The organism is Stutzerimonas kunmingensis (assembly GCF_014764705.1).
Lineage (GTDB): Bacteria > Pseudomonadota > Gammaproteobacteria > Pseudomonadales > Pseudomonadaceae > Stutzerimonas.
In genome coordinates this window covers 1-13148 of the sequence record NZ_JACXXG010000060.1, presented here as the reverse complement: position 1 = coordinate 13148, position 13148 = coordinate 1, and the positions used below count along the sequence as shown (strand labels likewise).

The following is a 13148-nucleotide window of genomic DNA, read 5'->3' as shown; positions in this document are numbered from 1 at the left end:
CGAAGGAGTGGGGGCAACAGCAGCTGCGCTGGTAGACTTATCCACAGTTGCTGGTAACAAAATCAGCAATCCGCCCTGGGTCAAATTTCAATCGGCAGGGTGGGTCAATTTTCCATCAGCGCCAACAGAGCACTACACGCTCGGCACTCTCTTTCATCATGCGAGCGTCGGCGACCGAAAGGTCTTGGTTCGCGAGCTTCATGGGCGACGGACGGACTTTCCAAACCCGGTCGGCGAATTTGAGTGCTTCCGCTACCGCTAAGTGAAACCTTTGGAGGTCAACCAGCAGGCGGTCAGAAAAGAGCTCGACATAGTGCTCGGTTGCCTTGGCAAGGAACTGCTCGAAAGAAGCATTCAGGTACTTAGCGAGATCGCGGGCCAGGGCTTCGTCGTGGCTGAGCGACCACCGGATTTGCGCAGGCAGTTTCGGGTTGGCCGCGAAATGCTTCGGGAATGTGAGGTAGTACTGGAAGCCAGTGTTGGCTTGATAGACCAGGTGGGGGACACCCGTTTTGCTTTGGCGCTTGGACATGATGGCATACCTTTTGGATTCACAGACGGACTGTGAGTAATCCAATGCCATCAAATCTGGGCTGAAACCCGCGTTCTAGACGGGTTTCAGTGTTGAATTGGTGGAGCCGGGGGGATTTGAACCCCCGTCCGCCAGCTCTCCGCTATCGGTTCTACATGCTTAGCCAGATCTACTGAGTTAACTCCGCGCCGCCCGATTGGCAGGGTGCTTGGAGCGAGCTGTATGAGTTTTAGCCGTTACGTCTACAGCGAACTTGGCGGCGATCCTGTTCTGTCTGACAGTCATTTCGGGTTTACAGGCATCCCCTAATGACCGCTGGAGCCGAAGCTACCAGATGAAGGTTAGGCGGCTAGCGCGTACCCTTCGTAGTTGTCGTCGTTGGCAACTATAAGTTTGCAACAGTTTATTTACGAGTTCTGTTACCAACTCGGCATGCCCCTCAAGTTTTGTTACCGGCGTCGAATCCTAATCGGCCCCTGGTGACGCTTGTGGTGCTGGGCGCGAGTGTACGGCGATCTCTCTGCGCTGTCGATCAGTTTGTAGCCATGCTGGTTACAAAATGTACAGCTCGGCTGCGCAGGATCGCTCGCACGACCCCGCCCGTCGGACTTAGTTTCCGCCGCCAGAGCCAGAGCCAGCTGTGCCGCCGCTACCGGTGCTGCCTGGGCCCTTCAGCTCTTGCAGTGCCTTGGTGGAGTGCGCGATGCAGGCTTCGGTGTCGCCCGATTGCTGGGCTTGGCGGGCCTGTTTGACGTACTCGTCGACCTGGCTCTTGGCCGGCTCACCCAGGGTGGCGGTGTTGGTTGCCATGTTGTCGTCGATTTCCTGCAGGTTGAGCTGGCACAGGTCGTCTTGGGCGAAGACGGCCGGGCTGGCGAGCAGTACCGCGGATGCGAGCAGTGCATGAACTTTCATTGTGGGTCCTCCAGTCTTGTGGACTTCCCGGGCCTGCCTGAAAACTGCGGAAATGGCGGCGCCGAGTCGAATCGAACCCGTCAGGGGCTCTGAAATTCCGACTGCGATTGCGCATGAGCGTTCATCGAAATGCCACAAACGAAACGGCCCCGGCATTGCGCGCGGGGCCGTTTCGCTATTCAGGCCGGCGTGGCCGCCTTGCGCCGGGTGACGCGGTCGACCAGGTAGACCAGGCCGTGATAGTCGATCTCGCCATGACGTGACAGGCCGATCTCGCAGGTGCGGCTGGTGGAGATGCCTTCCTCGCAGATCTGCACGGCGTTCTTCAGGCTGCGCAGTGCGTGCTCGTTCAGTTCCGGCGTGGTGAAGCCCTTGTCGCCGGCGAAGCCGCAGCAGTGGATGCCTTCAGGCACCACGACTTCCTTGGCGCAGCGGCGCGCGATGTCGATCAGCGCCTGCGCCTCGCCCAGGTGCTGGGTGCTGCAGGTGACGTGCACGGCGATCGGCTTGTCCTGCGGGACGAAGTCCAACTTGTCGAGCAGATGCGTGCGGATGAAGCGCACCGGGTCGTACATGTCGAGGCGTTGATCGGTCAGTCCCTGGACCAGGCGCAGGGTGCAGGGGCTGGTGTCGCAGTAGATCGGGTCGAGCCCGCCGCGACTGGCCTTGAGCAGCGCGTCGAGCATTTCCTGCCGCTTGCGTTCGCCCTGCTCGGCATAGCCCTTGGAGGCGAACGGCTGGCCACAGCACAGGTCGTTTAACTGTTCGGGGAAGATCACCTGGTAGCCGGCCTTTTCCAGCAGGCTGCGGGTCTTGTCGAGCAGCGGCTCCTGTTCCTGATCGCGTGCCGCCGGGCCCATTGCACGGGAAACGCAGGCGGCCAGATAGACCACGCGCGGACGTTCGTCCTGCACGGCTGCTTTGGGCAGATGCAGGCGTTGCAGCGGCTGCGGTGTCGCAGGGGTCCACTGCGGCACGCGGCCCTTGCTGGCGTTGGTCATGGCCGCAGACAGCTTGGCCAGGCGCTTGGTGCCGAGAATGATGTGCGCGCCATTGGCGGCATGCAGCATGAAGCGGGTGCCCTGCACGGCCGTGGAGAAATGATCGGCCAGCCAGTTGGCAGTGCCGGTGCGGTTCGCCTCGCGCCCGCGCAGCTTGCGCACCAGGTCGCCGGTGTTGATGCCCACCGGGCAGCGCTGGGCGCAGAGGCCGGTGGCGGCGCAGGTCTCGACGCCGTGGTAGTGGTAGAGCCGCTCGATTTCCGTGGTGTCGACACCGGCGCGCTTGCGCGCCTGGATGTCGCGCCAGATGACGATGCGCTGGCGTGGCGTCAGGGTCAGCCCGTTGGATGGGCAGACCGGCTCGCAGAAGCCGCATTCGATGCACTTGTCGACGATCTCGTCGGCGGCGGGCATCGGCTTGAGGTTCTTCAGGTGGATGTCCGGGGCTTCGGAGAGCACCACGTCCGGGTTGAGGATGCCGGTGGGGTCGAGCAGGCGCTTGATCTTCCACATCAGCGCATAGGCCTCGCTGCCCCATTCCAGCTCGACGAAGGGCGCCATGTTGCGCCCGGTGCCGTGCTCGGCCTTGAGCGCGCCGCCGAACTCGACGGCAACCAGCTTCGCCACTTCGCCCATGAAGGCCTCGTAACGGGCGACCTGCGCCGGATCATCGAAGCCCTGGGTGAAGACGAAGTGCAGGTTGCCTTCCAGGGCATGGCCGAAGAGGATCGCCTCGTCGTAGCGGTGCTTGTCGAGCAACTCGATGAGCCGATTGACGCCTTCGGCCAGGCGCTCGACCGGGAAGGTCACGTCCTCGATGATCACCGTGGTGCCGGTCTGGCGCACGGCGCCGACTGCCGGGAAGGTGTCCTTGCGGATCTTCCACAGCTGGTTGTAAACGACCGGGTCCTCGCTGAAATCGACCTGCTTCTCCACCGGGAAGTGCGCGATGGAGGTCATGATCAGGTTGATCTGCTCATGCAGCAGCGACTGGCTGGCTGCACGCGATTCGATCAGCAACGCGCAGGCCGTTGGCGACAGTTCCTTCACCCACTCGGGCATCCCGGCCTTGTGCTCGACGGAGCGCAGGCTGCGCCGGTCGAGCAGCTCCACCGCCGACACCGGCTGCTGCTTGAGCACCGGCACGGCGAGGCAGCACGTTTCCACGTCGGGGAACACCACCAGCGCGCTGGCCTTGTGCGGATGGTCCGGCACGGTGTCGTAGGTCACCGCGCTGATGAAGCCCAAGGTGCCTTCGGAACCGACCATCAGGTGGTTGAGGATATCCAGCGGCTCGTCGTAGTCGACCAGCGCGTTGAGCGAAAAGCCGGTGGTGTTCTTCAGCCGGTACTTGTGGCGGATCTTCGCCGCCAGGTCGGTATTGGCGCGGGTCTCGCGGCCCAGCTCGGCCAGCTGCTCGAGCAGGGCCGCGTGGCTCTGGCGGAACGCGGCAACACTTGCGGCATCCTCGCTGTCGACCACGGTGCCATCGGCCAGCACGACGCGCAGGCCGGCGAGGGTCTTGTAGGTGTTCTGCGCCGTGCCGCAACACATGCCGCTGGAATTGTTGGCAACGATGCCGCCGATCTTCGCCGCGTTGATCGAGGCCGGGTCGGGGCCGATCTTGCGCTGGAAGGGTGCGAGCACGGCGTTGGCGTTGGCGCCGATCACGCCCGGTTGCAGGCGGATCTGCTCACCGCCGTTGCGAATCTCGCGGCCGTTCCAGTTGTCGCCGAGCACGATCAGTACCGAGTCGCTGATCGCCTGGCCGGACAGGCTGGTACCGGCGGCGCGGAAGGTCACCGGGACGTTTTCCGCGTGGGCCAGCTTGAGCAGCCTGACCACTTCGGCTTCGGTTTCGACGCGTACCACCAGCTTGGGCACCAACCGGTAGAAGCTGGCGTCGGTGCCGAAGGCGAGGGTGGAGAGCGGGTCGTCGAAGCGGCGCTCGGCAGGGATCAGGCGTTCGACTTCGCTGAGGAATGCGGCTGGCAAAGGCGCGCGTTCGAGTTGCGCGGCCGCGTTCATGCGTCCTCCAGGATCAGCAGGATCAGATCCTTCGGCCCGTGGGCGCCGTAGGCCAGCACCTGTTCGATGTCGGCAGTTTTCGACGGGCCGGAGACCAGCAGCGCATTGGTCGGCATGCCGGCGGCCCACTGGAACTTCTGCTGGATCTCGTAGAAGTTGTCGTGGATTTCGCTGGCCTTGAGGATGGCGAAATGCACCGGCGGCACCAGGCTCATCAGGCGCGGCTCCTCGCGGGTGGGCCACATGATCAGGCTGCCGGTGGAGGCGATGGCGCCGAGGGTGCCGGTGAGGCTCGCCGGGGTGTCGTTGAACAGCTCGTCCTTCCAGTCCTCGACCGGGCGGTCGTAGGCCTTCAGCGTCGGCAGGCCTTCACGACCGGCGCAATGCGCGGTGAAGCGCTGGCCGTACGGCGTGGTCGGGGCGATCAGCAGGCTCGGCAGCTGGCGGTCGTGCAGCAGCTGCTCGAGCAGGGCGGGCCAGCCGGCGTCCGTGGTCAGGTGAATCTCGGTGTGCACCGCTTCCATCAGCTGACGCAGGCGGGCGATGCGCTGCTCCGGCGCGTAGCTCCAGGGCTGGGTCACCAGCGACTCGTCGTAGTCATCGACGATCGGCGTGGTGCCCTCCAGGCTTTTTTTCAGCTTGGCGAGAATGTTGGCCTTGGCGCTCATCGCTTGCCCTCCAGGTGTGCCTTGGCCAGCTCGTGCAGCGAGCGGGCAGCCGGTTTCGGTGCGCTGTGGTTCTGCGTCCAGGGGCCGATGTTTGATGGCGTCAGGGCGCGAAGGCGTGTGGCGAAGAAGCCGAACAGGCGGTACAGCGTCGGGCTGGTGTTGAGCAGGCGCCAGCCGGCCCAGATCAGCCGTTCCTGCCTGGAGTACTTGCTGCCCTGGCCGCGCATGACCTTGTGCGGATCGTCCGGCGCCTTGACGTTTTCCTCGCGCAGGCGCCGCAGGAGGGTCGGAATCGGTATCTTCACCGGGCAGACTTCGCCGCAGGCGCCGCACAGCGACGAGGCGCTGGGGTGATCCGGCACCTTGTCCAGACCGACCATGTGCGGGGTGATGATCTTGCCGATCGGCCCGGGATAGACCTCGCCGTAGGTGTGGCCGCCGACGCGGGTGTACACCGGGCAGTGGTTCATGCAGGCGCCGCAGCGGATGCAGTTCAGCGTCTGGCGCAGCTCGCTGTCGGCGAAGGCCTGGCTGCGACCGTTGTCCAGCAGGATCAGGTGCACTTCCTGCGGGCCGTCGAGCTCGTCGGCCTTGCGCGGGCTGGAGATCATGTTGACGTAGGTGGTGATCGGCTGGCCGAGCGCCGAGCGGGTCAGCAGCGAGAGCAGCGGGACCACGTCGCGCAGGTTCTCCACGACCTTTTCGATGCCGGTGACGGCGATATGTACCGGCGGCACGGTGGTGCTCATGCGGCCGTTGCCTTCGTTCTCCACCAGCAGCAGGGTGCCGGTCTCGGCCACCGCGAAGTTCACCCCGGAGACGCCGATATCGGCCTCGAAGAACTTCTGCCGCAGCGTGCGCCGACCGATCTGAATGAGTTGGTCGACGTCCTTGGTGTACTCCACGCCGAGCTTGTCGTGGAACAGGGACGCGACCTGGCCGGCGTTCTTGTGGATCGCCGGCATGATGATATGAGAAGGCTTCTCGTGGTCGAGTTGGACGATGTACTCGCCCATGTCCGACTCCAGGCATTCGATGCCATGGCCGTCGAGGAAATGGTTCATCTCCATTTCTTCGCTGACCATCGATTTGCCCTTGATCACTTGTCGCGCCTCGTGAGCGCGGGCGATCTCGAGGACGATGTTGTTCGCCTCTTCAACCGTCTCCGCCCAGTGCACTTTCACACCGTTGCGGGTCAGGTTGGCTTCCAGCCGCTCGAGCAGTTCGGGCAGCTTGGACAGTGCGCGGGCGCGGATATGGTTGCCCATTTCGCGCAGCCGCTCGCGTTCGTCGGCATCGCTGAAGGCCACGGCGCGCTTGGTCATCAGCGAGTCCATGGCGGTGCGGAAGTTGCGCCGCAGCTGGTCGTCCTTCAGGGACTTGCGAGCGCGGGCGCGGAAATCCGGGTCACCGGCGTTCTCGATCTGTATCGCGGGGATACGCTGTTCGGCGTTCATCGGGCACCTCCGGTGCGTTGCCAGAGGAAGGTCGCCAGATGCTGACCGCGCAGGGCTTCACGCTGCTTCTCCAGCGAACCGTTGATGTTCATCAGGCAACCGCAATCGGCGCTGATCACCTGATGCGCGCCGGATTCCTTCAGTGCGCGGGTCTTGTCCAGCACCATGGCGCCGGAGATGTCGGGCATGCGTACGCTAAAGGTACCGCCGAAGCCGCAGCATTCGCTTTCGTGATCATGCTCGACGCGCTCGACCTGGCCCAGCTGGGCAAGCAGGGCGCGGCCGTGCAAGTGGGTGTTCATCTCGCGGCGGGCCGAGCAGGAGGTATGCAGGGCAACCTTGGTCGGCGTGCCGGCGTCCTTGAATTCGACCTTGCAGACATTGAGCAGGAACTCGGCCAGCTCGAAGGTGCGCTCGGCAAGCGCTTGCGCCTTCTTCAGCGTGGCCGGCTCGTCCTTGAACAGGTCCAGATAATGGTGGCGCAGCATCCCGGCGCAGGAACCGGACGGGACGACCACGGGCCAGTCGTTGGCGAACAGATCCAGTTGCGCCCGTGCGACGTTGCGTGCCTCGTCGGTGTAGCCGCTGGTATAGGCCGGCTGGCCGCAGCAGGTCTGACCCTGCGGGAAGTGCACGATCAATCCTTCGCGCTCAAGCAGGCGGATGGCATCCAGGCCAGCCTCGGGATAGAACAGGTCGACCACGCAGGTACCGAACAGATAAACCTGGCTCGGCTTGGCGGGGTATTCGCGCGGCTTTGGCAGCGGCGGCGCGACGCGGGTAGCGTTCGGCGCAGCATCGTAGAAGAGTTCGCTCATCGGCTTGGTCTCCGGGTTAGCCCGGTTATCCGCAAACAGGCTTTTGAAAAACTATCTGCGTTGGCAATGCGTCGTTAAAGCAGCCTCAGAATGCTCATTTAGGAACCTGAACTCGTATGCGAGCCCAGTCCTTTCTTCGGCTGCTTTGCCTCGTGTTGCCGGTCTCGCCTACGTTTTTCAATGCGCCTGTCAGGTGCGGTTTCTGGAATGCAACCGTGCCCCCAAGCGGGGGCACGATTCCTGTTTCTTACACTCCGACCAGCGGGTCGGTCACGCCCAGCACGTAGATGGCGATCAGGCCGATCACCCCCGTGAACAGCACGTAGTACAGCGTAGGCCATATGGTCTTGCGCAGCGTGGAGCCTTCGCGGCCGAGCAGGCCAACGGTAGCGGATGCCGCCACCACGTTGTGGATCGCAACCATGTTGCCTGCCGCAGCGCCAACAGCCTGGGTGGCAACTACCATCGCTCCGGAAATTCCGAGCGACTGCGCAACGCCAAACTGGAACTGGCTGAACATCATGTTGCTGACGGTGTTGGAGCCGGCCAGGAACGCACCGAGCGCACCGACGGCTGGTGCCAGCAGCGGGTAGATGCTGCCGACGCTATCGGCGACATAGCGCGCCATGACGATTGGCATGCTGGCCAGCTCGGCGCCGTTGACGCCGGAGTTGATCAGGATGCGCACCATCGGCACGGTGAACAGCAGTACAAAGCCGGCGCTGAGCAGCACGCTGCTGGATTCCTTCACGGCAGCCTTGAGCTCGGAAACGAGCATGCCGTGCAGGAAGAACGTAATCAGCACCACCATGACCAGGATACCGCCCGGCAGATACAGTGGTTCAATACCGGCATTGATGCCGGTCTCACCGAGGATGTTGGCAAAGGCGATGGATACCGATTTCAGCGCGGCCGTGACCTGCGGGAACACGCGGCTGATCACCAGAATCGCGCCGACCAGCACGTAGGGCAGCCAGGCACGGAAGGCGCTCATCGGGCGGGCGGCCATCTCGTCCAGCTTCATTTCGATGGTGCCCAGCCACTCGGCCGGCCATTCCTTGGCGTCGGCGAAGTCCCAGGTGGTCTTCGGCGTCAGGAACTTGAAGCGAGCGGCAGTGGTAACGATCGCCAGCCCCACCAGGCCGCCGAGCAGCGACGGGAATTCCGGGCCGAGGAAGATGCCGGTGGCAGCGTAGGGCAGGGTGAACGCCAGGCCGGCGAAGATCGCGAACGGCAACACTTCGAAGCCGGCTTTCCAGCTTTTCTCCTTGCCGAAGAAGCGCGTCAGCATCAGCACCATGACCAGCGGCATTACTGTGCCGACGATGGCGTGGGTAATCGCCACACTGCTGGTGATCTGCTGCAGATAGGCGTTCCAGCTGGACCCCTGCGCCACCAGTTGCGCGCCGATGGTGGCGGTATCCAGGCCGCTGTTGATGCCCACGACGATCGGCGTACCGACCGCGCCGAAAGACACCGGCGTGCTTTGCACCAGCATGCCGAGCAGGACTGCAGCCATTGCCGGGAAGCCGACCGCAACCAGCAGCGGTGCGGCGATGGCGGCCGGAGTGCCAAAGCCGGAAGCGCCTTCGATGAAGCAACCGAACAGCCAGGCGATGATGATCGCCTGGATGCGGCGGTCAGGGCTGATGGTGGTGAAACCGGCACGAATGGCGGTGATGCCGCCGGAATGCTTGAGGGTGTTCAGCAGCAGGATTGCGCCGAAGATGATCCACAGCAGGCCCAGGGTGATCACCAGACCTTGCAGCGTCGAGGCGATGATGCGGTTAACGCTCATGTCCCAGACGAACAGCCCGATGGCTGCGGTGAACAGGAAGACCAACGGCATGGCGCGGCTGGCGGGCCAGCGCAGACCGATCAGCATGATTGCTGCGAGCAGAATGGGTGTGAAGGCGAATAGTGCGAGCAGTCCGTTGGACATGTCAGGCTTCCCCTGCGGTTCGGTTCAGATGGGGCCCTGAGCGGACCGTGGAGTAATTTTTGTGCGCAGATCTCATGCTGAGTCCTCTTATTTTTAGACCACTCTGTAAAGTGGTAATACCAATTAACAGAAGTGAATGGCCAGCGTAAGAGCTGCGTATAGGGGCGTCAATTAGCTAGCTATAGACTTTGGTCGGAACAGCCGGCCTTGTGCAGATGCGCGGTCATGGCTAGCATTTTCGGATTGGTATGACCATTCGGGGTGGCTATGGACGTGGGGATGGTGCGGCAGCGGCGGCTAGCGGACGATATCGTCGCGCAGCTGGAAACCATGATTCTCGAGGGCACACTCAAGGCGGGTGAGCGTCTGCCCGCGGAGCGCGCCCTGGCTGAAAGCTTTGGTGTTTCGCGGCCTTCGCTGCGCGAAGCGATTCAGAAGCTCGCGGCCAAGGGGCTGCTGGTCAGCCGGCATGGCGGAGGTACGTTCGTCGCCGAGTCGCTGGGCTCGACGTTCAGTGATCCGTTGCTGCATCTGCTGGAAAACAACAGCGATGCGCAGCGCGACTTATTGGAGTTTCGCCACACGCTCGAGGGCAGCTGCGCCTACTACGCAGCGCTGCGTGCGACCGAGGTGGATCGGAAGCGGCTCACCGAAGCCTTTGCCGCATTGCAGGACTGCTACGCCCGGGAAGGCAAGGTCTCCCGGGCGGAAGAGGGCGCAGCCGATGCCCAGTTTCATCTGGCCATTGCCGAAGCCAGCCACAACGCGGTGCTGCTGCACACCATCCGTGGCCTGTTCGATCTGCTCAAGCGCAACGTGGTGACCAATATCGGCGGCATGTACGCCCTGCGTGACGAAACGCGGGATATGCTGATGAGCCAGCATCGCGAGTTGTACGAGGCGATCATGGCCAGGCGAGCGACCGAGGCGCGGGAGGTCATTCATCGCCATATCAATTACGTGCAGGAAGTGCTGGCTGAAGGTCAGCAGGAAGCCCAGCGGCTGGCGCGCGCGCAGCGTCGGCAGGGTGAAAGGATGCAGAAGGAAGGTTGAGAGCTGAGCCGGCACTGGCTGCCGGCTCGGTATCACTGCTTAGGCTGATCAGGCCAAACGCTGAGCGAGGCTCAGTCGTCCTTGCCCTTGGTACGCATGGCGCGCTGAATCTCGCGATCGGAATCGCGTTCCTTCTCGGTGTGGCGCTTGTCGTACTCCTTCTTGCCTTTGCCGAGGGCAATCTCGCACTTGATCATGTGCTTCTTCCAGTACAGCGACAGCGCTACGCAGGCGTAGCCTTTCTGCTGTACGGCGCCGAACAGCTTGCCCAGCTCGCGCTTGTTCAGCAGCAGCTTGCGGGTGCGGGTCGGATCGGCAATGACGTGTGTGCTGGCGCTGGTCAGCGGCGTGATGTGCGCACCCATCAGCCAGGCTTCGCCATCCTTGAGCAGGACGTAGCTGTCGACCAGCTGAGCCTTGCCGGCGCGCATGCTCTTCACTTCCCAGCCGGCCAGGACGAGGCCCGCCTCGAATTTCTGTTCGATGAAGTAGTCGTGTAGCGCTTTCTTGTTCAGCGCGATGGTCCCGGGGGACTGTTTCTTCTGTTTGGCCATAGGGGCCGCATTATAGGGAGTCCCGCTGCGGCTGGCGACAGCCTGCAAGAGCGCTGGCGGCAGAAACTTGAGGGGCAGCCGTTAATCCCCGACAATGTGCCCCGCTTTGCGCTGAGCCGCTTCCCGGGTGTCGCCCGGAAGCCGCGGTTGCGGGCTGGCTGCGCCAACCTTTGGATGGCGCGCAATGAAACGACGACGTAGAAGGTCCGCATGACGACGCACATTCAACGTTCCGCGCTGCTGCCGTACCCGGCCCAGGCGCTGTTCGACATGGTCAACGACGTAGCCAGCTACCCGCAGTTCCTGCCCTGGTGTTCAGCGACTGAGGTGCTTTCCAGCAGTGAGATCGAAATGCACGCCAGCATGACGGTGGCGAAGGCCGGGTTGAGCCAGCGCTTCATGACGCGCAACGCGCTGGAGTTCGGCAAGCGGATCGAGATGACGCTTGAGGAAGGCCCATTCAGCCATCTGCATGGCATATGGGAATTCAAGGCCCTTGGGGAAAAGGCCTGCAAGATCAGTCTGGATCTGACGTTCGATTACGCCGGGCCGTTGGTCAAGGCGACCCTTGGGCCGTTGTTCAATCAGGCCGCCAATACCTTGGTCGATGCCTTCTGCGAGCGGGCGAAGCAGCTATATGGATAAGCAATCGATTGCGGTCGAAGTGGTCTATGCCCTGGCCGACAAGCAGAAGCTGCTGCAGATGACCGTGCCCGCGGGCACCACCGTGCGCGAGGCGGCCTTGCGTTCGGGAATGGATGCGCACTTCCCGGGGCTCGATCTGGCCGCAGCTCCGTTAGGTATCTTCGGCAAGGCCGTGCCCAAGCCTGATGAGCGCGTGCTCGAGGAGGGTGAGCGGGTGGAGATCTACCGGCCGCTGATTGCCGACCCGAAAGAGGTGCGCAAACAGCGCGCCGCACGGGCAGCAAAGAACAAGGCCGAAGACGCTTGAATATGCTGAAACAAAAACGCCCGGGTTAGCCGGGCGTTTCTTTATTCGGTTTCCAGCGGTTCGGGAATCGGCACCGGAACCGGCTCCGCTTCATCCACTTCACGCTGAATCTGCTCCAGCAGCGAGCCAGGCGCAGGGCGCTCTTCAGGCTGACCTGGCTGGGCGGCAGGAGCCGCGTCAGGCGCCTGGGCGTCGCGGCCAAGGATCTGTTCATCGCGGCTTACGCCGGGCATGAAGTCGCCGGCCAGGCCTGCCAGCTGGTCGTTGGCGTTGAACACCAGGCTGACGCGCTCCTGCTGGCGCGGACTGCCGCCGGGCTGGATGCTGTACAGGTAGTCCCAGCGGTTGGCATGGAAGGTGTCGGTGATCAGCGGGTTGCCCATGATAAACCGCACCTGCTGGCGGGTCATTCCGGGGCGCAACTGGTCTATCATGTCCTGCGTGACGACATTGCCCTGTTGAATGTCGACCTTGTAAACCCCGGGGAATGAACAACCGGCGAGTGCGACCAGACCTGCGAAGGAGAGGCTGGCCAGCATGAGCTTGGTGTTTTGCATCGGTGGGTGACTTCCACTATCTTGGCTGGGCAAAGAACCCGGATCATACCCGTATTGAAGGAGGCTGCGAAACAGCAGCAGCGAGAAAGCCAACCATGGTTGAAAATAGCGAACTACGTAAAGCTGGTCTCAAGGTAACTCTGCCGCGGGTCAAGATCCTGCAGATGCTGGACACTACCGATCGCCGCCACATGAGCGCCGAAGACGTCTACAAGGCGTTGATGGAAGCGGGTGAGGATGTCGGTCTGGCGACGGTCTATCGCGTGCTGACCCAGTTCGAGGCGGCCGGTCTGGTAGTTCGGCACAACTTCGATGGTGGTCATGCCGTCTTCGAGCTGGCCGACGGCGGGCATCACGATCACATGGTCTGCGTCGATAGCGGCGACGTCATCGAGTTTTTCGATCCCGAGATCGAGAAGTTGCAGAAAGAAATCGTCAAGCGTCACGGCTACGAGCTGGTGGATCACAATCTGGTGCTCTACGTGCGCAAGAAAGACTGATCCAGACATATGAAAAAGGCGGCCAAGGCCGCCTTTTTTGTGGTGCGCCAGGCATGGCGCGTAGCGCCGTGACTGGCGCTGTCGGGTTCACTGTGGTGGTGAGCCTGGCGACTTGGAGGTGAAAGTCCTCTACACACCCGGCAAGGGGAAGTGTTAGCTGAAGGCAAGGGT

Annotated in this window: 13 protein-coding genes and 1 other RNA gene; 4 read left to right on the top strand and 10 right to left on the bottom strand. The window is 62.8% G+C overall.

Going from position 1 to position 13148, the window contains the following annotated elements:
• Nucleotides 1-115 precede the first annotated feature (115 nt).
• The 8 genes from IEG05_RS22495 to IEG05_RS22460 form a co-directional block, all read right to left on the bottom strand.
• A complete protein-coding gene (locus IEG05_RS22495) occupies nucleotides 116-532 on the bottom strand; it encodes a hypothetical protein (RefSeq protein ID WP_224742960.1) in 417 nt (138 codons plus the stop codon).
• A 98-nt stretch (nucleotides 533-630) separates the two neighbouring features.
• Nucleotides 631-1009: a transfer-messenger RNA gene (gene ssrA / locus IEG05_RS22490) on the bottom strand.
• 132 nt (nucleotides 1010-1141) lie between these two features.
• A complete protein-coding gene (locus IEG05_RS22485; protein ID WP_003299452.1) occupies nucleotides 1142-1447 on the bottom strand; it encodes a hypothetical protein in 306 nt (101 codons plus the stop codon).
• A 179-nt stretch (nucleotides 1448-1626) separates the two neighbouring features.
• A complete protein-coding gene (locus IEG05_RS22480; protein ID WP_046620246.1) occupies nucleotides 1627-4476 on the bottom strand; it encodes an FAD-binding and (Fe-S)-binding domain-containing protein in 2850 nt (949 codons plus the stop codon).
• The gene (locus IEG05_RS22475; RefSeq protein WP_043298177.1) at nucleotides 4473-5144 is read right to left on the bottom strand and encodes a LutC/YkgG family protein; all 672 of its coding nucleotides are present in this window, start codon (nucleotides 5142-5144) and stop codon (nucleotides 4473-4475) included. Before IEG05_RS22475 ends, IEG05_RS22480 begins: the two co-directional genes overlap by 4 nt.
• The gene (locus tag IEG05_RS22470; RefSeq protein ID WP_046620249.1) at nucleotides 5141-6601 is read right to left on the bottom strand and encodes a LutB/LldF family L-lactate oxidation iron-sulfur protein; all 1461 of its coding nucleotides are present in this window, start codon (nucleotides 6599-6601) and stop codon (nucleotides 5141-5143) included. Before IEG05_RS22470 ends, IEG05_RS22475 begins: the two co-directional genes overlap by 4 nt.
• Nucleotides 6598-7419, bottom strand: a complete 822-nt coding sequence (locus IEG05_RS22465; RefSeq protein ID WP_191122753.1) for a (Fe-S)-binding protein — start codon at nucleotides 7417-7419, stop codon at nucleotides 6598-6600. Before IEG05_RS22465 ends, IEG05_RS22470 begins: the two co-directional genes overlap by 4 nt.
• 247 nt (nucleotides 7420-7666) lie before the next feature.
• Entirely contained in the window at nucleotides 7667-9361 is a 1695-nt protein-coding gene (locus IEG05_RS22460; protein ID WP_046620255.1) for an L-lactate permease, read from the bottom strand.
• Between the two features lie 267 nt (nucleotides 9362-9628).
• Here IEG05_RS22460 and IEG05_RS22455 point away from each other — a divergent pair, with 267 nt between their 5' ends.
• A complete protein-coding gene (locus IEG05_RS22455) occupies nucleotides 9629-10414 on the top strand; it encodes a GntR family transcriptional regulator (RefSeq protein WP_041016108.1) in 786 nt (261 codons plus the stop codon).
• A 71-nt stretch (nucleotides 10415-10485) separates the two neighbouring features.
• On the opposite strand, the gene smpB is transcribed toward IEG05_RS22455, so the two are convergent.
• On the bottom strand, nucleotides 10486-10968 hold the full coding sequence (gene smpB / locus IEG05_RS22450) for an SsrA-binding protein SmpB (protein ID WP_003299438.1): 483 nt from the start codon (nucleotides 10966-10968) through the stop codon (nucleotides 10486-10488).
• A 210-nt stretch (nucleotides 10969-11178) separates the two neighbouring features.
• On the opposite strand from smpB, the gene IEG05_RS22445 reads away from it, so the two are divergent.
• Complete coding sequence (locus tag IEG05_RS22445) at nucleotides 11179-11613, top strand: type II toxin-antitoxin system RatA family toxin (protein ID WP_041016109.1); 435 nt, start codon at nucleotides 11179-11181, stop codon at nucleotides 11611-11613.
• Nucleotides 11606-11920, top strand: a complete 315-nt coding sequence (locus IEG05_RS22440) for an RnfH family protein (RefSeq protein WP_014819219.1) — start codon at nucleotides 11606-11608, stop codon at nucleotides 11918-11920. Before IEG05_RS22445 ends, IEG05_RS22440 begins: the two co-directional genes overlap by 8 nt.
• Nucleotides 11921-11961: 41 nt before the next feature.
• Here the strand turns inward: IEG05_RS22440 and IEG05_RS22435 are convergent, their stop codons facing one another.
• A complete protein-coding gene (locus IEG05_RS22435; protein ID WP_046620257.1) occupies nucleotides 11962-12477 on the bottom strand; it encodes an outer membrane protein assembly factor BamE in 516 nt (171 codons plus the stop codon).
• 95 nt (nucleotides 12478-12572) lie between these two features.
• On the opposite strand from IEG05_RS22435, the gene fur reads away from it, so the two are divergent.
• Nucleotides 12573-12977 (top strand): ferric iron uptake transcriptional regulator, encoded by a 405-nt coding sequence (gene fur / locus IEG05_RS22430; RefSeq protein WP_003280866.1) that lies wholly within the window; start codon nucleotides 12573-12575, stop codon nucleotides 12975-12977.
• Nucleotides 12978-13148 lie beyond the last annotated feature (171 nt).